Below are 24,379 nucleotides of genomic sequence, written 5' to 3'. Positions count from 1 at the left end.
GAATAAGCATGCGGATAACGAATAATATTATTAGCAGTAACCTTTTGTCGAATCTGCAAAAATCCAGTAATAAAATGATTGATCTCCAGAACAGTATTTCTACGGGGCAGGCGATATCTAAGCCTTCGGATGATCCGTCTAAGATTACGGCGATTTTAGGGCTGAAGACAAATATTTCATCGATGGAGCAATGGAAGGATAATGCTAGCCGGGCTCTCGATTATATGTCCAGTGTTGAATCTGTAACCGCCAATATGACCTCGATGCTTCAGCGCTTAAGAGAGCTTGCAGTGCAGGGGTCGAGCCAGACCAATTCCCCAGATGATCTGGGCGATATCAAAAAGGAAGTCGATCAAATTATTGAACAGCTCGGTGTTATGGCAAACAGTCAAGTCGGTTCGCGCTATATTTTCAGCGGGACAAACACGGATACGGCTCCCTGGACGGGTACACTATGGGAGGGAAACGCCGAATCACTCTCCGTGGAACTTGGTGCCAATGTCAATTTTAATATTTCCATCAATGGTCAGGAACTCTTTGGCGTCGATACTGGGACTGGGGTCAGTGATTTCTTCACAGCACTGAATGATTTTTCTACAGCCCTGAATAATGGCGATTACACTGCAGCAGGCAATTCTATCGCGGATCTTGATTCAATATTAAGCACATTTATTGATGTCCGGGCGGAGCTCGGTGCAAAGATCAGTAGGGTAGAAACGATCAGTAACAATCTTGAGACCAGTATTATCAATGCCAAGATGAATCTGTCCAATCTTCGGGATACGGACTTGGCAGCGGCAATTGTTGATTATAACTCAACGATGAATACGTACCGAGCGGCATTGTCGGTCGGTGCCCAAATCATCCAGCCTTCTTTGGTTGATTTTCTACAATAAAGTCATTTTCAACAATGTTAGCTTAAATTAGATTTATTTTCTTCTTTCCACAGATCGTGATTGCTTGGAGGTGCCGGTATGATTAGCCTGCAGTTTAATCAGCAGTTTGCCAGAATCGGCCTGAATATTAGTGATGCCAGTTATGAACTGAATAAAAAGCAGCCTAATTTACAGATTGACCAGATTAATCCGAATGTTCAGGTTCGAACATCACAACCGAACCTCGAAATTGACTCCAGCTCAATGCGTGAATCGATAGGGTTTGGAGGGATCTGGTTTATGCAACAAAGCCTTAAAGCGAATGCCGATGCTGAATTCCAACAGGACCTGGAAACGATCGTTCAAACGGGGCGTCAAATAGGCGAGATTGAAAATAATGTGCCGATTGGACAAGTGGTATTTCAAGCGATGGCCCCGCCCGAGAGCGAGGTCACGATTGCTTCGCTTGCACCCATTGAGATTCGGTATACCCCAGCTGAAGTTCATTCTAATCTTCAGCAGGGTGATGTTCACTATTCCGCCGATTTGGGCGAGGTATCGATAGACGGCTTCAAGTATCCGTCTGTTCGTTCTTTTATTGAGCAGCAAGCCTACCTCGAAATCAAAGCGGTAGGACAAGCCATTGATATTAAACAATGAAAATGAAAATGAAGATGAAAATGAGTATGAGAATAAGAATAGAAATAGGAATAGAAATGAGACAGACCAAGGAGGAAGAATAAACAATGGATGGCAAAGGAATTGAATCAGTTATCTTTTTCCCTGATGGAATACCCGGATTTGAAGAGCTAAAAGAATTTTCTCTGAATATTGAAGAGGATACTTTCCTCGCTAGGATGGATGCCGTCGCCAACCGGGAAATTGCTTTTTTTCTGATTCGGTCACAGCTCTTTTTTCCGGAATATTTGCCTCAGGTGGACTTGAGTCCGCGTGAAACAGAGATTTTGGACATTGCAGTTACCGATAACGTGGATGTTTGGAACATCATTACCGTACACGCCAATGATCTGGCCCAGTCGACCGTCAACCTGCGTGCTCCTCTGATTCTGAATGCGAGGACCCATAAAGGGGTTCAATTGATCCTGAGTGATGAGATTCATTCTTCCAGGCAGCCATTGTTTCCAACACAGCAGGATTCTATCGGAACAAAAAACGATCAAGAAGGAGCTGTGGACTGATGCTGGTTTTATCACGGAAAATCAATGAAAGAATTATGATCGGCGACAATATTGAGATTGTGGTGGTTGCGGTAGTCGGAGATCAGGTTAGGATTGGCATTGAAGCACCTAAAGATATTAAGATTCTGCGCAGCGAAGTTTATGAAGAAGTGCAGAATCAAAATGTGAAGGCTTCCGCTGCATCCAAACTTCCGGAAGCGGAATTATCCGGCCAGCTGAAACAGATGCTTAAGGGGAATTTGCCTGGGAATAAAGAATAAAGAGCACACGATTAAAACTCTCTTGATTTTGGAGAGTTTGATTTTTAATAAAAATTTCTGGTTACTCGTTAAAAGATAAATTTTTGGAGTTAAGAGAGCAAGATGAGAAAGCTATCGTTGGTCATGATTGTTAAAAATGAAGAGAAGGTCTTAGCCAGATGTTTAGATAGTGTTAAGCATCTTGTTGATGAAATGATTGTTGCGGATACGGGTTCCACGGATGATACGAAAAAAATTGCCCACGCTTATGGTGCTAAAGTATGCGATTATGTTTGGGAGGATGACTTTGCCAAGGCCCGGAATTTTGCGCTGAGTTACGCGGCAGGGGATTGGAATCTAATCCTCGATGCTGATGAAGTTTTTACACAGGGAACGAAAGAGAGTATTCAGCGCTTTATGGAACAGTCTGAGGCCATCGGCAGAATCAAAGTGGTCAGTAAGATTAAGCAGGATCATGAAATAAGAACTTCCAGCACCTGGGTCTCCAGGTTGATTCCGAAAGGAATTTATTTTGAGGGCAGGGTTCATGAGCAAATTAAATCGAACCTTCCACGGGTCAATACGGAAATCGAAGTGAATCATGACGGCTACTACGAAACGGACAAAACGGGCCGAAATTTACGGTTATTGCTTCTCGAACTGGACAATCATCCTAGTGACCCTTATCTTCTTTACCAGACAGCCAAACAATACAAGTTATCCGGCCAATATCAGACGGCAAACGACTATTTCGAAAAGTGCTATCAATTTCTGGGTCGAAACGCAGGCTATAGAGATCTTGTTGTGATTGACTATCTTTACAATATTCTTGCCACCGGAAGGCTGTTTAAAGGAATCGGCATGATTGAAAAAGAAAGAGCGCAGTTTGCCGATTATCCGGATTTTCATTTTGTATGCGCTCTTTTTTATATGGAGCTTGTTTTTTCAGATGTGAACAAATATATTCACTTGTTTCCGGAGATTGAACGGGAGTATAAGACCTGTCTTCGACTGGGAGAGACCGATAAGTATAGTACAATGACCGGAACGGGAAGTTTCCTGGCAGCCTATAATTTGGGCGTGTACTATGAAACAACCGGAGACATGGTTAAAGCCAAAGAATTTTATACCAGAGCTAGATCAGAAGGATATGAACCTGCTTTAACCCGTATTGCGGATCTGAAGCCCGGCATTTAAAAAATGTTAATTCTGGCCGGAAATTGATTTGCTTTTTATCAGAATTTATTCTCCAGAAAAACAGGAGTATAGCCGATATTATATTTAGTATCATGTAAACGCTAAATCTTTGATATCCTGGTGGCACGAACTAATAAATTATTTAAGATTTGATGACTGACATTTGCTAAAGGAAGTGGGTTGTTTTGAAATTAAGCATCGGTATGATGGTGAAAAATGAAGAAAAAAATCTGAAAAGATGTTTAGAAAGCCTTAAGCCACTTTTAAACGCAGTTTCTTCGGAACTCATCATTGTTGATACAGGATCAATGGATCAAACAGTGGAAATTGCCAAAAAATATACGAATAAAGTATACTTCCATCCCTGGGAAAATGACTATTCAAAAATGAGGAATATAACGGTGCAGTACACCCGGGGGGACTGGTTCATGTTTGTAGATGCCGATGAAGAACTGAGAGGATATGAAGCAATCGTTCAATTTATCACATCAAAGGTTTCTAAAAATATTAATGCGGCAGCGATTCAGATTGATAATATTTTTCAAACCAATAATACCAGTAAAGTTGGGACTGGCGTGGTCACGCGTTTATTTCGCAAAACAGCAAAATTTGGTTTTCAAGGTGTTATTCATGAAGAGCCGATCTTCGAACCACCGCTGGCAGTTCTTGATGCCCAGTTGCTGCATTATGGTTATCCGGCCGATGATCCGGAGCTTAGGGAACGAAAGCTCAAACTTTATGAGCCTATACTGCTGCAAGCCATAGAGAAGGATCCAGATAATGTCGGTTTATTATTTTATCTTTCCAACACGATTGCTACGTTTAAAAACCATAAAGACGCTTTGGATCCTGCGGTAAGAGCTTACGAAACAGCCAAAAGAAAGAACATGGACCCTGTGGAGTATTTTTATGTTTACAGTACCCTTGCTATGCTATACAACGATAACGGAGAGTACAAGAAAACAGTAGAACTAGCGCAGGAAGGCCTGAAATACAGGGAATGGGCCATTGACTTATGGTTTTGTCTTGCTAAAGCCCAAGGGATGCTGAAACAATACCAGGAAGCAATTGCAAGTTACCAGAAGTATTTATACTATGTGGAAAATTATGATCAGTTTCGAGGAAAAGATCCGAGAATTATCTCAAACTCATTTTCTCATAAAGACGATGTTTACTATGATTTAGCTGTAATGTACAAGGAGATAGACCAGAAAGAAGATGCACTGGAAGCACTCGAGAAGCTCGAGACCATTGAAATGATTGAAAAGGCTGTCCCTCATCAAATTTCACTTTACTTAAGTCTTGAAAAATATCAAGAAATAAAATGCTTCTATAATAAAATAAGCAAATTCGCAAAAAAAGACTTGGAAAAAAGTTTCTGTTTAGCTCTGGAGACTTTATTGTTTAGTGAGGACGAGATAAAGCGGGAAGAAGTGGCCCGACTTTTCCATAATGAGGATTCGGAGTATGGCTTATTAAACACAATCAGGCTTTGGGGGCAGAAAAACGTGACTAACCAGCTTCTGAGCGGGATTAAGAGCCTTTCGCTTAGTGAGCTTGGGTTTTATTATGGCGATATTTTCTATTTTGTTACGAAAATGAAGCTCCCTTTAAATAGTGTCAACCTTGAAATTCAAGAGCAGGAACTGGAATTGTTGTTCAAATATTTAACTGAAAAATATCCGGATTTTGACGAAGTATGTGATGTATATCTGCAAAGTCGGGATCAAGATGCCCCCCTTGAAGAACAACGGGTCCATAAAATATTACGGAGGATCATGCTTCAAGCGGAGAACCTTGATGAAGAAAAGTACGATCAGGTACTGGACAGATACATCCATGAGGGTATCGGTTATATCAGGAGAATCTACAGGCCGGAACTATTTGAAAATGACAAACCTTATCTTCTAGCCAATAAGGAAGAAATATTCTTCTACTGTCTTGATAAAGCCCATTTCGTAGAAAATTCCGATCAGGCCCAATATGTAAGGTATTTGAAAAAAGCACTTCTTGAGTATCCTGACATGAAAAAAGGGATAGAAGTGCTTTTGGACAGGCTGACGAAAAAAATAGACGTTCAGACGCAGCCTGCAGTCAGCACTGAAATGCAGGAGTATGCGCGGATTGTGAAAGCCAATCTGAAACAGTTTATCCAAAACGGGATGTTCAAAGAAGCCAGGGAGATTATTCAGGCCTATGAGGAAATTATCCCGAATGATCCGGAAATTGCTGAATTTAAAGCTGATATGGAGGATAATTAACCAATACAGCGAAACCAATGTAAGAACATGTTCATTTGATAAAAATGTTGGAGGTTAATCTATGTACAATGATGCTGTAAACCCTTTAGTGAGTATTGTCATTCTGGGATATAATCATCTCGATTATACAAAGCTAGCCATTGACAGCATTTATCAATATTCTGAAGGAATTGATTTTGAATTAATTACGGTCAATAATGGTTCGTTTGATGGTACAAAGGAGTACTTTGACAGCTTACCCAATAAGAAAAAAATCCATCTGGATAATAACGTGGGACCAGTTAATGGGTTCAATATTGGGTTGAAGGCTGCTGAAGGCAAGTATATTGCCGGTGTCTGTAATGATTTTATATTTACAAAAGATTGGCTAAAAAATCTTATCTTATGCATGGAATCTGATGAAGAAATTGGTTTTGTTGCTCCAGCGGCTAGCAATGTAAGTAATTTTCAACAGATACCTGGCAATTATAAGAATATTGAGGAAATGCAGGACTTTGCAAGAGCATTTAATCATTCAGATCCGGATAAATGGGAAGAGCGTGTTCGGCTGATGCCAACAGTTCTTTTTGTGAAAAGAGAAGTCTTAGATCTCGTAGGTTATTACGATCCGAAATTCTACTTTGGCGAATTTGCCGATGACGATATGAGCTTCAGAATTCGCAGAGCGGGATATAAACTGGTTTTTGCCGCTGATACCTTCACGTTCCATTTTGGATCGATTACCACGGGCGCAGGGCAAAAGGAAAACAAGTCTCTGGAGGTTAGCCGTCAATTTTTTATAGATAAATATAATCTTGATGCCTGGACAGATGTTCATTACGATTTTGATTTGCTTAATCTTGTCGATTATGAAGAGGCTAAGGGGAAAAGCGATATTCGAATTCTTGGGATTGATCCAAGATGCGGTGCGACAATCTTACAGCTGAAAAACAAGTTAAGAAATCAAGGACAGCGGGATGTACAGCTTTTTGCATTTACCAAAGTTTACAAATATATGACCGATCTGGATACAATCTGTCAAAGTGCAATTTGTGGAGATTATCGCGATATCAGCAAAAAATTCGCGAATGAAAAGTTTGATTATGTTGTCATTGGAGAACCAGCACAATATTATGATCAATTTATTGATTTAATTGGAACTTTGAAGACGTTATTAAAAGAAAACGGACAAATCATTTTATCCGTAAATAATACGATGCGATATGATCTGTTATTAAGCATGATGGCAGGAATGGAAACAGGTATTGCCCAAAACGGATATGTCAAGGTATTTGATCTTGTCAGTATGGAAAAAGAATTAATGGCTTTAGGCGTTCAAGTTAAAAAAGTAACCATTGACACGAATGAAGTTGAGGGAGATGACAAAGTATTTATGGATAATTTAGCGGATGTCTTTCCTGAACAGGCTAGAGAAGTTGTGAAGTTAAGGATGAAGGCCAACAGGTATTTTTTTAGCCTTTGGTTAGCGTAGAATATCAATTTTAGTATTTGGGGGAATAGCGATGAAATGTGTTATTCTTGCTGGAGGACTTGGAACAAGGCTATCAGAGGAAACTACAATAAGGCCTAAGCCTATGGTTGAGATAGGAGGGCATCTGGTTCTTTGGCATATTATGAAAATCTATTCTTCTTATGGTATTAATGAGTTTATTATTTGCCTTGGCTATAAAGGATATGTCATCAAAGAGTATTTTGCAAATTATTATTTGCACCAATCTGATATTACGTTTGATTTAAAAAACAACGAGATGCATATTCATAACAATACCAGTGAACCGTGGAAAGTAACGCTTATTGATACAGGTCAAGATACAATGACTGGAGGAAGATTAAAGCGAATTCGGGACTATGTCGGTCGAGAAACATTTTGCTTTACCTACGGTGATGGGTTATGTAATGTAAATATTCAGGAGTTGATTCAATTTCATCTTGAACAGCGAGGGAAGGCTACGTTAACAGCGGTTAATCCTCCTGCAAGATATGGTATGCTAGAATTTAGTACGAATAAAAATAGAATCAGGAAATTTAAAGAGAAGCCTGAAGGGGAAGACAGCTGGATTAATGGCGGCTATTTTGTGCTCGAACCTGAAATATTCGACTACATTTCCGGCGATGATATAGCCTGGGAGACCGAGCCTTTAGAGGAATTGGCCAAAGAGAAGAAACTATTTGCATTTAAACATGATGGTTTTTGGCTTCCCATGGATACTTTAAGGGACAAGATAAGACTCGAAGACTTATGGAACAGTGGGCAGGCTCCGTGGGTGACTTGGCAATGAATAATCAATTCTGGATTGGCAAAAAAGTATTGATCACCGGACATACCGGGTTTAAGGGCGGATGGCTATCTTTGCTTCTGCAAAACAAGGGCGCAGAAATCTTAGGATATGCTCTTGAGCCTCCAACCCAGCCGAATCTTTTTACGCAAGTTGACCTGGAACATCATATGGCTTCTGTCTCTGGGGACATTCGCGATATAGAACATTTGAAAAAAGTAATCGCGGATTTTAAGCCCGAAATCATTTTTCATCTAGCAGCCCAGTCACTTGTGAGGGAATCATATCGAAACCCCAGGGAAACATTTGAAATTAATATAATGGGAACGGTCAATCTTCTGGATGCTGTCAGGGAGTGCGACAGCGTACGGGCAATCGTCAATGTTACGAGCGACAAGTGCTACGAAAATAAGGAATGGGTTTGGAGCTACAGAGAAAACGATCCAATCGGAGGACGTGACCCTTATAGCTGCAGCAAAGGGTGCAGTGAACTGATTACAAGTTCTTTTCGCCAGTCCTTTTTGAACGAATTGGGTATTTCTGTTGCTTCTGTCCGGGCAGGTAATGTTATTGGTGGTGGAGACTGGAGTCAGGAAAGATTAGTTCCTGATATCATGAAAGCGATCATTGATAACGCAAAACCGGTCATTAGAAATCCATTGGCGATAAGACCCTGGCAGTATGTGCTCGAGCCTTTGTCGGGATATATCTTGTTGGCAGAGAAACTCTTTATGAACGGCATAAAGTATGGGGAACCATGGAACTTTGGCCCTCCCGACAGTCATGTGGTAACAGTAGAGGAATTGACGAATTTAGCGCTGCAAGAATGGGGAACCAGTCTGTACTATGAATATGATCAAAGCAAAGCACCTTATGAAACACAGGTGTTGAAGTTGGATAGTTCGAAAGCCAGGATGCTTCTCGGCTGGGAAACGAAGCTTGATATTTTGGACACTATAAAATGGACGGTCGACTGGTACCACGCTTATGCGTTTGGAGATAATTTAAGACAAATAAGTCTGGAATATATTCGGAAATATGAAAAAATAAGGGGAGAGTAGGATTGAGCAAAATGACATGCCGGTTTTGTGGGGAACCGTTGGTTCATACATTCGCCGATCTGGGGGAATCTCCGCTTTCTAATGCTTTTATTAAACCTGAAAATCTTAATAAGAAAGAATATTTTTATCCGCTGCACGCATATGTTTGCGATGCGTGTTATCTTGTTCAATTGCAGGAATTTGAGTCTCCTCAAGCAATTTTCGAGGATTACGCATATTTCAGTTCATTTTCAGAGAGCTGGCTGCGGCATGCTCAGACATACACTGAACAGATGATCCACGGATTCGGAGTCAATCAACAAATGCAAGTGGTAGAAATTGCATGTAATGATGGATATCTTTTACAGTATTTTGTCAAACACGGAATACCTGTATTGGGAATAGAGCCAGCCAAAAATGTGGCTTTGGAAGCTGAAAAAAGAGGAATTCCGATTATAACAGAGTTTTTCGGTGAAAATTTAGCCGCATACCTGGTTGAAAAGGGGGTTAAAGCGGATCTTCTGATTGGCAATAACGTTTTGGCACATGTTCCTGATTTGAACGATTTTGTCAAGGGCTTAAAGATACTCTTAAATTCGAACGGTATGATTACGCTCGAATTCCCGCATCTCTTACAACTTATTAATGGGAATCAATTTGATACCATTTATCATGAGCATTTTTCTTATTTTTCGCTGTTAACTATACAAAAAGTCTTTGAACATGTTGAGTTAGAAGTATTCCATGTCGAGGAAATTCCTACACATGGCGGTTCTTTACGGGTATATGTCAAACATAGCGAAGACACATTCAGAATGAAAATGAATAGCGTCACCGAATTACTGCAGAAAGAAATGGATGCCGGTTTAAATGCTATTCAAACTTATATTCGTTTTGCTAAGGATGTAAGAAAAATCAAACAAGAAATTATGCAATTTTTTAAAGGGATCAAAGAACAAGGGTGTACAATTGTTGGGTATGGGGCACCCGCCAAAGGAAATACATTATTAAATTATTGCGAAATAGGAATAGATACGATTGAATATACGGTTGATCTTAATCCCTATAAGCAAGGCCTCTATTTGCCTGGAACACATATTCCGGTTTATTCTCCGGAAAGAATTGCGGAGAAGAAACCTGACTATATTGTTATCTTGCCCTGGAATTTAAAGAGCGAAATCATGGAACAGTTGGCTTATGCAAAAAACTGGGGGGCAAAATTTGTCATTCTTATCCCCGGGATTGAGGTGTTCTGAATGATTTTCAAGGAAACCAAACTTCCAGGTGCCTTTTTAATTGAAATTGATCCTTTGCACGATGAAAGAGGTTTTTTTGCCAGAACATGGTGTTCGCTGGAATTTTCAGAACGAGGATTAAATCCAAACCTGGTGCAGTGTAGCATTTCTTACAACTATAAAAAGGGCACTTTGCGAGGTATGCACTTCCAGAACCCTCCATATGAAGAAGCAAAATTAGTAAAGTGTACAAGAGGCCGGATCTTTGATGTAATTGTTGATTTAAGAAGTGCTTCCGCTACTTACGAACAATGGTTTGGGATCGAATTATCCGCGGAAGACAGAAATATGCTTTATGTTCCTGAAGGCTTTGCACATGGGTTTCAAACCTTGGAGGACTGTACAGAGGTTTTTTATCAGATATCGCAATTTTATCATTCGGATCATGCAAGAGGATTTAAGTATGATGATGCATTCTTTGGCATACAATGGCCGCTTCCGGTAACATCTATTTCTGAAAAGGATTCGTGTTATCCTGATTATGGGAATTAAGAAAAATCAATATTAAAAAATTGCTGTGACCAGGGTTTAACGCTTCGTTTAGTATGGATTGTGCCTTGATTGTCTCGGTAAACAATATGGCGGTCAGGAATGTCTTGTTCATAAACAACGGTACTAATCCCAAGGGAGACATAATTTCCAATATGCGAATCTCCGATAATCGAAGTATTTGGCAAAAGGGAAGCACCTTTGCCAATCTGCGGATATTTACTACGGTGAGCACCAACTGTACAACCTTGAGTGACAACAAGAAAATCTGAGTATGCTGCTTTTCCGAGCACCGTCCCCATTAGGTGCAGAAATAAAAAAATATCAGGAAGATTTGTATCATACATACAATTGAAACTGTGCAGGGACTTGTTCAAATAGAAAAATTTTGCCGCGAGCTTTTCATCCTCGGTTTCTTTCCAGACTGAATTGGACAAAAACCAAAGAAATACGGCATATTGATCCGAATGAAGATGATTCAAATAGGTTTCGCCCTGACTGCAGTATGAGGTTAAACGAAGATGTTTAAAACAGTGATGAGTACGATCAACAGCCAGATCAAAGGCTAACGAGAATTTATCGGTATCAATTCTTGCGTTGTCAGGAAAAAAATGATCCACTTGCCTTAAAACATAGTGATTGAATTCCTTTGGGGATAATGAAAGATTCATTTGAGTATATCGCCTGCCTTCAAATTGGATTGATATGCTGGTAGTCCAAGATAAGATTTTTTATGAAATCCAGAGGATCTGAAGGTGTGAAATGAAATTCTTTGGTGATGCGGTCAATGTCAATTAAGGGGAAAGTAACCGGTACTGCATGATCATCGACATGTATTTTGCAGCAGGTAAGCTTCTGAAGAAGATCAGCAATCGTTTGGTGGAAAATATTTTGGCCGGATGCCACATTATACACTTTTTGTTTGCCAGAGCTTGATATTTTTAGGAGGATCCTGGTAACGTCATCGATCGTAACATAATCTTTTGCTGAAGCAAGCGAAGTCCTGAATGTTACTTCGCCGGTGGTCACAGCATCTTTTATGATGGAATAAAGAAAATTATCTGAAGAAAAATCATTGCCGCAGACATTAGAAAGTCGCGCGATTCTAACCTTTGGATTATCGGTAGCGTGACAAATGGATTCCCCCATCAATTTGGAAATATTGAAAATATCTTCCTTGTTTTTAGGATTAACAGTCAAGTCGGTATCTTCATCAGCTTTTGTCGTATTTATATATATTCTAGTGGAAGAAAGGTATAAGAAAGAATGATAAGAGGATTTCTCCAATAGATCGGACAGTAAGGTGACATGCGCCCGGACGGTATCAAAGGATCTGCTGCGGAAATCAGAAGATAATCCGGCACAGTAGATTACATTGCCTAGGGGAGCATGGAAAATCGAATCATCATTCCGGTCAGGAGTAAAATAAGACTGTCCTAGTTTTTTTAGCTCATTGACCAAATGTTTTCCAATAAAGCCATTGGCGCCGATAATGGTCGTTTCCATACTCTTCCCTCCTTGTGTTACTCGCGGTATTCTTTTAAGCGTAAAGGATGGCCATAATAGACACCGTAATCTTCGAGTTTTCCACTAACAATTGAGTGGGCGCCGATAACTGTGCCGGTTCCGATATGAGCTCCGTCAAGAATCACACAATTTGCCCCGATCCAGACATCGTCACCGACGAAGATTCCTCCTCTGCTGGGCATAAATCCCTGGTCCACTATTTTTTGATTTCTGGCATGGTACTCGTGGTTGACAGGAGCAAAGGTGCAATTGGCAGCAATTAGAACATCACGGCCAATTTTAACGCCGTTTCCACTATAGATTACAACGCCGGAGTTAATAAAACTGTTTTCACCAATTTCAATATCCCCCATACCGCCGGCAGGCTTTATTTTAACGAAGGAATCGATAACAACACCAGGAGCAATTGAAATTTTTGAGCCTCTGATGGAATCTTCGATATCTGCCAGAGGTGATATTTTCGCTTGCGGAGAAATCATCAACACTTATTTCTGAGCCTCCTTTATGAAAAGTGACATCGATAGTCAATTCAATTGACTATATTATATCAGAATGAGGTATCATTGAAAAAATTATTAATTTAAATAAATGATAGATTTAACAAAAAACAGAGAAAAAAAGAGTAATTTTAAGAAAAAAAGATCTTAACCGCTATATATTCAAAAAATGGTCCTAAAGAATATTTTCAAATGTACGAAAATATAGGTAAGAACAGGTTTTCCATTGCCGGCGGAAACCTGGAACAATGAATACCGCAAGGATGCGAAATATCAAATTTCATGGAGGGAAAAACAATGATAGTTAACACCAATTTGTCGAGCCTCAGTGCTCAGAGAAGCTTGAACACAACCAACAAGGCAATGCAGAGTTCTCTGGAAAAGCTGTCCAGCGGCTACCGGATCAACAAAGCAGCTGACGATGCTGCAGGCCTGGCAATCAGTGAAAAGATGACCAGCCAGATCAACGGCTTAAACCAGGCCGCTGACAACGCTGAAAGCGCTATTACACTGATTCAAACTGCAGAAGGTGCTTTAACTGAAACCCACAGCATTCTGCAAAGAATGAGAACCCTTGCTGTTCAGGCAGCCACCGATACCAATACGGCTGCTGACCGTGCCGAAATCACGCTGGAAATCACCCAACTAAACAGTGAAATTGATGGAATTGCCAACAGAACCCAGTTTAACGGACAGAACCTGCTGAATACGGCGAGCAATGCCTTCACGTTCCAGATCGGTGCCAACTGTGGCCAAACGCTGAGCGTCACCTTGAATCAGATGAATAACGTATCCTTAGGCGTTAGTACAATTTCTGTATCTTCACAGACCTTTGCTGCGGCTGCGATTGCAACGATTGATACGGCTATTACTGCAGTTTCCGACGAACGTGCCAAACTTGGTGCGAATCAGAACAGACTCGAGCACACTATTGCTAACCTGAATGTTGCTTCCGAGAACCTGACATCTGCCAGATCGACGATTAAAGATGTTGACATGGCTGCTGAAATGTCCGACTTCACCAAGAATCAGATTATCAGCCAGGCTGGTGTTGCGATGCTGGCTCAGGCCAATCAGGTTCCGCAGAATGTTCTAAAGCTTCTATCCTAATTCTTAACAAATAAAAGGAAGATATTGTTAAGACATCGGCAGAAAATAAAAACAATAAATAATCGCAAGGATGCGAAATATCAAATTTCATGGAGGGAAAAACTATGATAGTCAATACCAATTTATCGAGCCTGAGCGCTCAGAGAAGCCTTAACACAACCAACAAAGCCATGCAGAGTTCCTTGGAGAAACTGTCCAGCGGTTACCGCATCAACAAAGCAGCCGACGATGCTGCAGGTCTGGCCATCAGTGAAAAGATGACCAGCCAGATCAACGGCTTGAACCAGGCTTCTGACAACGCTGAAAGCGCCATTACACTGATTCAAACCGCAGAAGGTGCCTTAACTGAAACCCACAGCATTCTCCAAAGAATGAGAACCCTTGCTGTTCAGGCGGCTACGGATACCAATACAACTGCTGACCGTAATGAAATCGCGCTGGAAATTACCCAACTTCAAACTGAAATTACGGATATTTCGGGTAGAACTCAGTTCAACGGACAGACTCTGCTGAACGGTACCAATGCTACCTACACATTCCAGATTGGCGCCAATAATGGACAGACGCTCACAGTTACACTCGGGACAATGACTGCAGCGGCGTTGACTGTTAACTCCGGTGCCATTACGCTGACCACGCAGGTCGGTGCTGCAGCGGCAATCACAACGATTGATAATGCGATTAAAGCAGTTTCCGACGAGCGAGCCAAACTTGGTGCGAACCAGAACAGACTTGAGCACACCATTGCCAACCTGAATGTTGCTTCTGAGAACCTGTCATCTGCCAGATCGACCATTAAAGATGTCGACATGGCTGCTGAAATGTCTGACTTCACCAAGAATCAGATTATCAGCCAGGCTGGTGTTGCGATGCTGGCTCAGGCTAATCAGGTTCCACAGAACGTTCTCAAATTGTTATCCTAAAGATTCGTTTTCTAAATAGCCGGCATAAATAAAGAGCTGGCCGGGTCATCTCGGTCAGCTCTCTTTCCAAAATAAAACGCATTGTAACTAAGCATATAATATCATTTGCGATTTAACATAAGCACAGCTATATTGTTCGTTTTTGCATACTAGAAAAATCCATTATGAGGAGGAATTAAAGATGGTTAGCGCTGTCCAGCCAACTAACCTGAATCCGGTAATGCCGCAGGATACTTTTTCCGGCCAGAAACTTGAGCAGGGGAAAAACGAGGCGCCCCGTCTGGTTGTCGATCAGAAAGACAATGCTGCTTCGGCCAGAGAAGAGCTTCCGCGTGAGGAAGTTGAACAGACTGCGGAAAAAATGAACCGGCTGATGGGACTTTTCAATAAGAAACTGCAGTTTGAAGTTGCTGAAAAATCCGACAGGATTGTAGTTAAAATCATCGATCAGGAAAGCGGTGAAATCCTGAGCGAAATCCCGCCGGCCAAAGTTGTCGAAATGCTTGAATCCGTTCAGGATTCGGTAGGTCTGATCGTGGATGAAAGGGCCTAGGAAAGGGGATACCGATCATGACTTCGAGTTTATCACTTTCTGGAATATCCGGATATGATTTCAGCGGAATTACCGAAGCATTAATCAGTAATTACAGCAAGCCGCTGACAACGATGCAAAACAGCCTGAGCAGTCTTCAGGAAGAAAAATATGCTTGGCAGGATATCAATACACGGTTGTCGGCGCTGGAAAATACCCTGGCCGATTTGAAAAAGTCTTCAACTTGGACAGGGACTTCTGCAGTATCGAGCAATGAAACCATCCTGACAGCTTCCAGTGGCTCTTCGACGCTGAAGGGCGTTTATGCGGTTGAAGTGATCCAGCTGGCCAAAGCACAGACGGCTGCTAGTGCTGTCCAGAGTGTCGCAAGCGCCTCTACATCGCTTGCCGGACTTACGGCGGGGACATTTCAAATCAGTGTCGGGAGCACAACGGCGGATATCTCAGTAGCGGACGGCGCAAGTCTTCAGGATATTGCCACTTCCATCAATAATGCCGGGGCAGGCGTGAACGCTTCGGTCATCAAAGTCAACGGAGGCTATCAGCTCGCACTGGTATCGTCCAAAACCGGAACAGAATATGCTGCTGATTTTGCGGATACTTCGGGAACCGTGCTTGACTTTCTAGGGGTCAAACCGGCTGCTACCGGAACGCTGAATGTAGTTCAGCAGGCTCAGGATGCACAGCTGACCATTAACGGGATCACGGATATCATCAGTTCGTCGAATACTGTTACCACAGCGATCGACGGGCTTACTCTGAACCTGAATAAAGAAGCTGTCGGAACTACGGTCAATGTAACGGTTGCGGCGGATTATACAGATGCTCAGGATGCTGTTCAGGCATTTGTGGACCAGTATAATTCCCTGCAAACGTTAATAGAAACGGATTTGGCCTATAATGAAGAGACTAACACGAAGGGTGTCTTATTTGGAGATCCGACGGTTCAGAGTATTCAAACCAGGCTCAGAACTCTCCTTGCTGATTCAATGGGAAGCATGGGCGGTACCTTCACTCTCCTGTCGGACGTCGGTATTGAAACCTCCTCTGATGATTTCGGCAAAAGTGCTTTGCTGGAGTTTGATACAGATGCCTTTGCAGAAGCGCTGAAAGAGGACCCGAACGGTGTTGCCAATTTATTTGGCGCGGTAGCCGGCGGGGTGACTCCGGTCACAGAAACAACGGAAACAACGCAGGCCCAGGGTCTGGCTAACATTCTGGAAGAGTATCTGAATCCGATGGTGAAGTATGGCGGGTCTCTTGACCAGACAGAAGATGGCTATTCCAGTCAGATTAGTGACCTGAAAAGCAGAATGAAAGATTTTCAGGAAAAAATTGATGCCTATACGGAGAGGATTACGAACCAATATTCAAAGCTGGAATCACAGCTTTCAGCGTTGAGTTCGGAGAGTACCTATATGACCTCGCTGCTTAGTTCGATGAGTACTTCCAGTTCAAACTCCGATTCGGATAGCTAAAATTGTTGTGAACCAAGGTACGACCAATATATGCAGCTTAACTTATACAGGTTAATTTATGTCAGGAGGCTGGGCGATGAATACAGCATTACAACAAAATGCCTACCAAAATTCTCAGACTGCGTACAAGCAGGCGTCAGTCGAGACTTCCTCCCCCGAAAAGCTTATAATAATGCTTTATTCGAAGGCAATTTTGCTTTTGCATCAGACCGAAAAAGCCTTTGAGGAAAAAAAGCTGGAAGAGATTCATAACAATCTTCTGCGGGTTCAGGATATTATCACCGAGTTGGACAGGACTCTGGATATGGAGAATGGCGGTGAAATTGCGCAAAATCTGCGTGAGCTCTATCGGTTCTATTACATGGAAACGATCAAGGCAAATGTCAAAAAGGATCCAAGCTTTCTACGGCCGGTGCTTGATTTTCTCGAAGCATTCAGGAATGTCTGGATCGAAGCAGCCAGGATCAGCCGTTTGGGGGCAAAATAATGCCGAAAAAAACGATCAATGTCTTACTGGAAATCTATCAGCGTCTCCTTCCCCAGTGCGAGCAGCACCTGGCGGTTTTAGCGGAATACAACAAAATGTTGGATGATTACCAGACAAGCAAGCAAGACAAGAAGGTTTTGTTCCATCCGGAAACAGCGGACGCCCTTGCGCTTACCGAACAGGAAGAAATATTTGACGCACTGCTTCAGAAGTTTTCGGAAACCAGGGCTCAGACGTTTGCCAGCTTCAAATTGAATATTGATAAGACATCACAGCTGAAAGATGAGCTTTGTCAGGCCATCGGCGTTTTGCAATTCCGCAATGAGTTGCTGGAGCCCTATCTGAGCGCTACTGAATATCGCCAATTCTGCGAGAGTCATGACGCGTTGGGAATCGCCCTGGATAAGATCCGGGAGATGGATCAGCAAATCATACCCAAGATCCAAACAGAATTAGAATCTGTAAAAATAGAGCTTGCCCGTGTTAGAGGGGTAAAAAAGATGAGATTTGCCTATGGCAGTCCAGTGTCTCGTGAACCAAGGTTTATTGACAAATCGAAATAGTTTTCCAATAAAATAGTCCAAAAAGAAAATCCTGAACAAGGGATTTTTTTTTAAAGGAAACTGATGTTTGTGAGCTATTAATGTTTAGATCTTAAAATAAAACAAACTATAAATTTCGACAATGCTGCAGAAAAATTGCATATAATCTAGACTATTTGGAGGATTTTAACAAGAAACGGCGAACTTTGTAATTTGGGTTAATTATAAAATTTTTGGTTTGTTTAAACAATTATATGAAGAACTTGTCGGAACAATGATGATGACAAAGGGGGGAGAAAATTGAGCCAAGGTGAGAAGAGTATGGGAATAGACCTCGATGACTTTCTAGATTTCTATTTGCTTGATTCACAGGAGCAGGTCGAGAAGCTTGGCTCTGGTCTTTTGCAGTTGGAAAGAGACGGCGAAAATATTTCGCTGGTTAATGATCTTTTCAGAAGTGCGCATAGCTTAAAGGGCGCCTCAGGAACCATGGGATTTACCCCGATTGTTAAATTGACGCACGCCGCAGAAGACCTGCTCGATAAACTGAGACAGGGAAAGATGCTGGTTACCAACGAGATTATCGATGTGCTGCTGGCGGTAACCGATAAAGTAAAAATGATGTTGGCTCAGGTCGAGCGGCGTTTGGATATTTCGGTCGATTATGGTGATCTGACCTCTCAGATGAAGACGATCACCGAGACCGGAGCTCTGGTGCAAAAAAGCAAGCCGTTTGCCGAAAAAAATCAGATGGAAGAACAGGAAGAAAAGCCCGGGATTAACTTTGCCTTGTCACCGGAGGAAACTGAGACAGTCAGCGAAGCAGCATTTGTAAGCAAGTCTGTATATTGGCTTAATGTGGTACTTGAACCGAATACCATGATGAAGGCAGTAAGGGCGGTTATGGTTATTCAAAGGCTGGAGCTGCTCGGCAATGTCGTGAAGATTATCCCCTCGATTGATGAGCTTGAAGTTTGTGAAGCGCTGGAGTTCAATATTTTGTTTGTGACCAATGAATTGCAGAAAGACATTCGGGCTGACATCCTTGAAGTATCCGAAATTTACGACGCCCTAGTCACGAATTACACATTGCCGGAGTCAGATGCTCCGGAGATTGGCTTAACCGTTCAGTCAGAAGAGGAAAATCCTGTCAGTACAGAGAAGAGCATTGAAGAATCCGTTCAAATAAGCCGTTCTAAACAAGCGAATCAGCCAGTTCAGCAGAACACGAATGAACAGCCCCGGAAAGATGTCAATCAGGTGCATACGATCCGTGTGGACACAGCCAGAATGGATAATCTGATTAATCTTGTCGGAGAAATGGTCATTACCAGAACCAGACTGGTAAAAATCGGCCAGGACCTGCAGACGGAAAACCAGACTGATCCACTTGTTGTAAGCCTTAATGAGGCAAACGTCTACCTCGGGCGTCTGATGAATGATCTTCAGGAAAGTGTCATGAAGCTTCGTATGGTGCCGATTGGAACGGTATTCAGTCGTTATCCGCGTCTCGTTCGGGATTTATGCCGGAAGACCGGTAAAAGGATTGAACTTGTTATTCACGGTGAAGAAACAGAACTGGACAAGACCGTCATCGAAATGATCGGTGACCCGTTGACGCATATTATCCGCAACTCAGTCGACCACGGCATAGAAGCACCGGAAGAAAGACTTGCAGTCGGGAAACCTGAAGTAGGAACAATTACGCTCGATGCCTATCATGAAGGAAACCATATTGCGATTATCGTTTCGGACGACGGTTCCGGACTTAACATTGAAAAGATTTACAAAAAAGCTTCGGAAAAGGGCCTTGTCAGTGGAAGGGAGGGCCTATCCGAGAGCGATATAGCCAATCTCATTTTTCAGCCTGGATTCAGTACCGCCGATCAAGTGACGGATATTTCCGGGCGCGGGGTTGGCATGGACGTTGTAAAAAAGGCCATAACTAATTTGGGCGGCATCATTGATATCAAGACAAGTAAAGGTGTTGGAACGTCGATGATCATCCGGCTGCCGCTGACGCTGGCAATTATTCAGGCGCTGCTCGTTGAAGTAGGCAAAGAGACTTATGCAGTGCCGTTGTCTTCTGTTGTTGAGACGTTGCTTGTCAACAAGCCTGATATCAAGACCGTCGGAAGCTTACCGATGGTTCAACTCAGAGGGAATACCTTGCCGTTGATTTCGTTGAAACAGAAATTTGATTTGCCCGAAAGTGAAACCATAAATGAGGAAGTTTATGTCGTTGTGGTTGGTTTGGGAGAGAAAACTGTAGGAATTATCGTTGACGAGCTACAAGGCCAGCAGGAGGTTGTTATCAAGTCTTTAGGGGATTATCTGAACGGTTTACCGGGCATTGCAGGGGCAACGATTCTGGGAGATGGCAAAGTAACATTAATTTTGGACATTGGATCACTTCTTCAGGATATTTTGATCAAGCGCTAAGAAAGGTGGGACTAAATCATGGCTGAAGAACAAATGGTTACTTTTTCGTTAGGTTCGGAAGAATTTGGAGTCGATATTATGAAAGTCCAAGAAATTATCCGGATTCCTCCTGTCACCAGGGTACCGAAGGCCCGGAGCTATATTGAGGGTGTCATCAACCTGCGCGGGAATGTCATTCCGATTGTTAATCTCAGGTCCCGCTTCGGTATGCCACCTGGGGAAGAAACCGATTTAAGCAGGATCGTTGTTCTGCAAATCGACAATAGGGTGTTTGGCATTATGGTTGACAGTGTAACAGAAGTGCTGTGGTTGGACAGCGAAGCGATAGAACCACCCCCGCCGATTGCACTTGGTATGGATTCAAATTACATCCGTGGAGTTGGCAAGATAGGTGAAAGACTGCTCATCCTCCTGAAGCTGGATCAACTTATGGGTGGAGATAGCATGAATGAACAAATTGCTTAAGCCGATTAAGGTCCTGATTGTCGATGATTCACCTTTCATCAGGATGTCGCTGAAAAAAATTCTAAGCAGTGATCCGGCTATTCAAGTAATAGCTACTGCACAGGACGGAAAAGAAGGAATATTAAAGCTTCAGGACCTGAAACCGGATGTTGTAACCATGGATGTCGAGATGCCGGTGATGAACGGCTTAGAAGCCTTGGAAGAAATTATGCGCTGGCAGCCGATGCCGGTCATTGTGTTAAGTTCTGTAACAACTGACGGCACTAAGATGACGATGAAAGCTTTTGACCTTGGCGCTGTTGATGTTGTTGCCAAACCCTCTGGCAAAGAGGGAAATGATCTCTCAGCCCTGGCTGAAGAGATTGTTCTGAAAATAAAGAGTGTCGCCGGGGTAGATACTACTCGTTTGAACAAAAAAAACTTGGGATCTGCGCCACCGCTTGTCAAACAGCAAATACAGCCAATTGGCTGCAAAATAGAAATTGTTGCGATTGGTACTTCGACGGGCGGACCAAGTGCCCTGCAGAATGTTCTGAGCAAACTGCCCAAAAATTTTCCGGTTCCCGTAATCGTCGCCCAGCATATGCCGGCTGGATTTACGGCTCCCCTGGCTTCCAGGCTGAACAGCATCTGTGAGGCCACAGTGAAGGAAGTCGAACACGGTGAGCTGCTTAAAGCAGGTACCATTTATATCGGACAGGCCGGGAAACAGTTTCAGGTGGCAAGAAACAGCAGTGGACTTACCGCGAATGTCACTACGGAATCACCGATTGCCACACTTTACAAGCCCTCTGTTGATGTAATGTTTCTGTCTCTGGCGAAAGAGGTCGGAGCCGGTGTGCTGGGTGTCGTGATGACAGGAATGGGGAATGATGGTCTGGCAGGCATGAAAGCCTTGAAGGCCAAAGGGGCTTATGCAATTGCCGAATCTGAAAAGACCTGCATCATCTACGGCATGCCCCGCTCCATTATTGAAGCGAAACTAGCCGATAGAATCGAAATGCTTTCCGATATCGGGAGCACAATTTTAGAGTGTGTGAAAAGGAGGTAGTAATAATATGGGTCTGTTTACCGGTATGAATATCAGCGCCTCGGGTCTTACTGCCCAAAAACTTAGGCTTGACCTGATATCCAATAATATTGCCAATATCAATACAACCAACACAGGACAAACAACTGTGGCCGGTAACCCCATTCCTTATCAGCGCGAAGTTGCCGTCTTTTCTTCTCGTCCATCTGAAACGGATTTTGCAGATGTATTTAAGGATACCCGTACCAAGTTAAGAAGTGAAGGGGTTCAGGTCACTGCTGTTATTCAGGATGATAATGAATTCAGACTGGAATACGATCCGGATAATCCGGATGCGGCCCAAACAGCCGAAGATGGAATCCCAGTCGGATATGTACGCTATCCAAATGTGACCCTCGTAGAGGAAATGGTTGATATGATTTCAGCTAACAGGTCTTATGAAGCGAATGTAACCGCCCTTAATGCGAGTAAAGCCATGGCTTCCACAGCCCTCGGGATTGGAAAGGGGTAAAAAATGAGTAATGCGATTGAGCCTCTGACGATGATTGTTCCGCTTTCCCCATTGGATAATAAAATAAACTCTGAAGCTTCCAAAACGAACAATGCCAATGGTTCCGCTGATTTTTCTTCTTTCCTGAGTGAAGCGCTTGATAAGCTTGAGAATGTGCAGTCTGAAGCTGAACAGGCTGCGGCAGATTTGGCTACGGGTCAAGTTGATGACTTTCATACACCGGTCATTGCCATGGAAAAAGCCAGCCTGGCTTTAGGGCTGGCGGTTACTGTGCGCAATAAAGTTGTTGATGCTTATAATCAAATCATGCAGATGCAAATCTAATCTGGGGGGAAAGGTAGTTGAATTTTTCCTTAACGGAAATACTAGATGCTGTACGTAATTTTTGGAAAAAACTGACCGGCCCGCAAAAGATTATTCTAGTCGCCGCACCGGTTATTGTTGCAACTGCTTTGATTACACTTATCTTTTGGGCAAGCCGTCCGGAGTATACCGTTCTGTTTTCCGATTTAAAAACCGAGGAAGCCGGAGCGATCACGGAGGCGCTGAAAGGATTAGATGTTCAATATCAATTGGCGGATGGGGGTTCAACTATCGAGGTTCCTCATAAGAATGTTGCAGAAGTTCGGCTGCAGTTGGCCAATCAAGGCCTTCCCAGTGAAAGCACCTTCAGTTTTGATTATTTGAATGAGATGAGAATCGGTGAAACTGACGAAGACCGTAAACTGAGGTATATATTGGGATTGCAGACCGAACTGGAACAAACAATCGGAACGCTTGACGGTGTGGAATATGCAAGGGTTCATATTGTTATGCCTGAAAACGCCCTGTTTTCCGAGCAGCAGGAAGCTACAACCGCTGCTGTAACGATCAAACGAAAGTACGGAAAGGAGATGTCGGAAGATCAGGTAAGGGCAATCGCGAACCTTTTATCCTATTCGGTCGAAGGGCTCAGCATTGATAAAGTGACAATTGTCGATACGAACGGCAATGTCTTATCCGATATTCTCGGAAGCAGCACTTCGCCGCAGAAATTATCCGCGACCCAGCTTCAAGTTCAGCAAACGTATGAAAACGATATCCAAAGTTCTGTGCAAACGATGCTGGATAAAGTGTTTGGGGCGGGTAATACCATTGTCAGGGCTAACGCAACTCTCGACTTCGATCAAAAGAAGATTACCAGTCAGAAAAGTGAAGACGGGGCTGTTACCAGCCGGCAGGAAGTATCGGAGAAAAGCAGTAGTACTTCTGCTAATGGGGGTGTTGCTGGTACGGAGACTAATGTGCCTGGATATCCGGTTACCGGCCAAAGCGGTACGACTTCAACTTCAGAAAAAAACAGTCTGACAGAGAATTTTCAGCCAAGTGTGACCCAGGAAGAAACGATCGTAAGTCCCGGACAGATCAAAAGATTGACTGTGTCTGTCCTGGCCGATTCGGATAGTGTAACAGATGAACAGCTTGATAACATCAAGAATATTGTTTCTTCCGCTGTTGGTTATAATCAGGATCGTGGTGATGTGATTGAGGCGGCCAGACTGCCTTTTGAAAAGACGACGGCGCTTGAGAAGCAGGCGGCGATAGAAGAAGCTGCCCGCAAGGCCCAAATTCTACTGTATGCGGAGATTGGTGGAGGCGTATTGCTGGCGATTATTCTTCTGATTGCAATCTTAAGGTCCAGATCGAAAAAGAAAGAATTGGCGATCGAATCGATGGATATGGCAGATGGATCCAAATTTGTTACACTGCAGGAGGCTGAACAGATCTTGGCCTCACAGATTGAGGCTGAACGTCAGGCCGACTTAAAACTGGCACGGAAGAGAGCCAAAACTACGGAAGAAATTGAAAAAGAGAAGATCCGTCAAGAAGTTGAAAAATATACGATGGAAAATCCGGATGATGTGGCAAGATTAGTCAAAACCTGGCTGACTGAGGAGCAATAA

Annotated in this window: 26 protein-coding genes; 23 read left to right on the top strand and 3 right to left on the bottom strand. The window is 42.8% G+C overall.

From position 1 onward, the window contains the following. The first annotated feature begins 8 nt into the window (after positions 1-8). The 11 genes from flgL (at position 9) to rfbC (ending at position 10,874) form a co-directional block, all read left to right on the top strand. Complete coding sequence (flgL, locus tag A7K50_RS02525) at positions 9-896, top strand: flagellar hook-associated protein FlgL (RefSeq protein WP_119774512.1); 888 nt, start codon at positions 9-11, stop codon at positions 894-896. A 78-nt stretch (positions 897-974) separates the two neighbouring features. Then, positions 975-1,535 (top strand): DUF6470 family protein, encoded by a 561-nt coding sequence (locus tag A7K50_RS02520; protein ID WP_119774511.1) that lies wholly within the window; start codon positions 975-977, stop codon positions 1,533-1,535. 86 nt (positions 1,536-1,621) lie between these two features. Further along, entirely contained in the window at positions 1,622-2,074 is a 453-nt protein-coding gene (locus A7K50_RS02515; protein ID WP_119774510.1) for a flagellar assembly protein FliW, read from the top strand. Next, entirely contained in the window at positions 2,074-2,334 is a 261-nt protein-coding gene (gene csrA, locus A7K50_RS02510; RefSeq protein WP_020491851.1) for a carbon storage regulator CsrA, read from the top strand. The genes A7K50_RS02515 and csrA overlap by 1 nt, the downstream gene beginning before the upstream one ends. A 102-nt stretch (positions 2,335-2,436) precedes the next feature. Then, on the top strand, positions 2,437-3,510 hold the full coding sequence (locus A7K50_RS02505) for a glycosyltransferase family 2 protein (RefSeq protein ID WP_020491852.1): 1,074 nt from the start codon (positions 2,437-2,439) through the stop codon (positions 3,508-3,510). 185 nt (positions 3,511-3,695) lie between these two features. Then, positions 3,696-5,771, top strand: coding sequence for a glycosyltransferase (locus A7K50_RS02500; RefSeq protein WP_026156367.1), 2,076 nt, complete (start codon positions 3,696-3,698; stop codon positions 5,769-5,771). 61 nt (positions 5,772-5,832) lie between these two features. Next, complete coding sequence (locus A7K50_RS02495; RefSeq protein WP_020491854.1) at positions 5,833-7,242, top strand: glycosyltransferase family 2 protein; 1,410 nt, start codon at positions 5,833-5,835, stop codon at positions 7,240-7,242. A 31-nt stretch (positions 7,243-7,273) separates the two neighbouring features. Continuing rightward, entirely contained in the window at positions 7,274-8,050 is a 777-nt protein-coding gene (gene rfbF / locus A7K50_RS02490; protein WP_119774509.1) for a glucose-1-phosphate cytidylyltransferase, read from the top strand. Next, complete coding sequence (gene rfbG / locus A7K50_RS02485) at positions 8,047-9,108, top strand: CDP-glucose 4,6-dehydratase (protein WP_020491856.1); 1,062 nt, start codon at positions 8,047-8,049, stop codon at positions 9,106-9,108. The genes rfbF and rfbG overlap by 4 nt, the downstream gene beginning before the upstream one ends. A gap of 11 nt (positions 9,109-9,119) precedes the next feature. Beyond that, on the top strand, positions 9,120-10,343 hold the full coding sequence (locus A7K50_RS02480; protein ID WP_020491857.1) for a class I SAM-dependent methyltransferase: 1,224 nt from the start codon (positions 9,120-9,122) through the stop codon (positions 10,341-10,343). Further along, the gene (gene rfbC, locus A7K50_RS02475) at positions 10,344-10,874 is read left to right on the top strand and encodes a dTDP-4-dehydrorhamnose 3,5-epimerase (RefSeq protein ID WP_083916769.1); all 531 of its coding nucleotides are present in this window, start codon (positions 10,344-10,346) and stop codon (positions 10,872-10,874) included. On the opposite strand, the gene A7K50_RS02470 is transcribed toward rfbC, so the two are convergent. The 3 genes from A7K50_RS02470 to A7K50_RS02460 all read right to left on the bottom strand — a co-directional run bounded on the left by A7K50_RS02470 (position 10,871) and on the right by A7K50_RS02460 (position 12,877). Then, positions 10,871-11,491 (bottom strand): serine acetyltransferase, encoded by a 621-nt coding sequence (locus A7K50_RS02470; RefSeq protein ID WP_131929844.1) that lies wholly within the window; start codon positions 11,489-11,491, stop codon positions 10,871-10,873. The genes rfbC and A7K50_RS02470 overlap by 4 nt on opposite strands. Before the next feature lie 70 nt (positions 11,492-11,561). Next, entirely contained in the window at positions 11,562-12,377 is an 816-nt protein-coding gene (locus tag A7K50_RS02465) for an SDR family oxidoreductase (protein WP_020491860.1), read from the bottom strand. A gap of 17 nt (positions 12,378-12,394) precedes the next feature. After that, positions 12,395-12,877 (bottom strand): acyltransferase, encoded by a 483-nt coding sequence (locus A7K50_RS02460; protein WP_243103617.1) that lies wholly within the window; start codon positions 12,875-12,877, stop codon positions 12,395-12,397. 315 nt (positions 12,878-13,192) lie between these two features. Here A7K50_RS02460 and A7K50_RS02455 point away from each other — a divergent pair, with 315 nt between their 5' ends. The 12 genes from A7K50_RS02455 to fliF all read left to right on the top strand — a co-directional run bounded on the left by A7K50_RS02455 (position 13,193) and on the right by fliF (position 24,379). Next, positions 13,193-14,005 carry a flagellin gene (locus A7K50_RS02455; protein WP_026156370.1) on the top strand — a complete coding sequence of 271 codons (813 nt, stop codon included), beginning with the start codon at positions 13,193-13,195 and terminating at the stop codon, positions 14,003-14,005. Positions 14,006-14,109: 104 nt separating this feature from the next. Further along, positions 14,110-14,928 carry a flagellin gene (locus A7K50_RS02450; protein ID WP_026156371.1) on the top strand — a complete coding sequence of 273 codons (819 nt, stop codon included), beginning with the start codon at positions 14,110-14,112 and terminating at the stop codon, positions 14,926-14,928. Positions 14,929-15,109: 181 nt separating this feature from the next. Further along, the gene (locus tag A7K50_RS02445) at positions 15,110-15,481 is read left to right on the top strand and encodes a flagellar protein FlaG (protein ID WP_020491864.1); all 372 of its coding nucleotides are present in this window, start codon (positions 15,110-15,112) and stop codon (positions 15,479-15,481) included. A 17-nt stretch (positions 15,482-15,498) separates the two neighbouring features. Further along, entirely contained in the window at positions 15,499-16,959 is a 1,461-nt protein-coding gene (fliD, locus tag A7K50_RS02440; RefSeq protein ID WP_026156372.1) for a flagellar filament capping protein FliD, read from the top strand. 76 nt (positions 16,960-17,035) lie between these two features. Further along, on the top strand, positions 17,036-17,446 hold the full coding sequence (fliS, locus tag A7K50_RS02435; protein WP_020491866.1) for a flagellar export chaperone FliS: 411 nt from the start codon (positions 17,036-17,038) through the stop codon (positions 17,444-17,446). Further along, positions 17,446-18,009 carry a hypothetical protein gene (locus A7K50_RS02430; protein WP_020491867.1) on the top strand — a complete coding sequence of 188 codons (564 nt, stop codon included), beginning with the start codon at positions 17,446-17,448 and terminating at the stop codon, positions 18,007-18,009. The genes fliS and A7K50_RS02430 overlap by 1 nt, the downstream gene beginning before the upstream one ends. A 300-nt stretch (positions 18,010-18,309) precedes the next feature. Beyond that, positions 18,310-20,430 (top strand): chemotaxis protein CheA, encoded by a 2,121-nt coding sequence (locus tag A7K50_RS02425; protein WP_020491868.1) that lies wholly within the window; start codon positions 18,310-18,312, stop codon positions 20,428-20,430. Between the two features lie 18 nt (positions 20,431-20,448). Further along, positions 20,449-20,895: a chemotaxis protein CheW gene (locus A7K50_RS02420; RefSeq protein ID WP_020491869.1), complete on the top strand. Its 447-nt coding sequence runs from the start codon at positions 20,449-20,451 to the stop codon at positions 20,893-20,895. Further along, a complete protein-coding gene (locus A7K50_RS02415; protein WP_020491870.1) occupies positions 20,879-21,946 on the top strand; it encodes a chemotaxis response regulator protein-glutamate methylesterase in 1,068 nt (355 codons plus the stop codon). The genes A7K50_RS02420 and A7K50_RS02415 overlap by 17 nt, the downstream gene beginning before the upstream one ends. A gap of 7 nt (positions 21,947-21,953) precedes the next feature. Next, positions 21,954-22,436 (top strand): flagellar basal body rod protein FlgC, encoded by a 483-nt coding sequence (gene flgC, locus A7K50_RS02410; protein ID WP_020491871.1) that lies wholly within the window; start codon positions 21,954-21,956, stop codon positions 22,434-22,436. A 3-nt stretch (positions 22,437-22,439) separates the two neighbouring features. Then, entirely contained in the window at positions 22,440-22,760 is a 321-nt protein-coding gene (gene fliE / locus A7K50_RS02405; protein ID WP_020491872.1) for a flagellar hook-basal body complex protein FliE, read from the top strand. A gap of 17 nt (positions 22,761-22,777) precedes the next feature. Continuing rightward, positions 22,778-24,379 (top strand): flagellar basal-body MS-ring/collar protein FliF, encoded by a 1,602-nt coding sequence (gene fliF, locus A7K50_RS02400; RefSeq protein ID WP_020491873.1) that lies wholly within the window; start codon positions 22,778-22,780, stop codon positions 24,377-24,379.

The sequence above is a fragment of the Dehalobacter sp. MCB1 genome (assembly GCF_003590275.1).
Classification (GTDB): domain Bacteria; phylum Bacillota; class Desulfitobacteriia; order Desulfitobacteriales; family Syntrophobotulaceae; genus Dehalobacter.
Note: the sequence above shows the minus strand (reverse complement) of the source record. Positions and strands in the feature narration are given on the sequence as shown.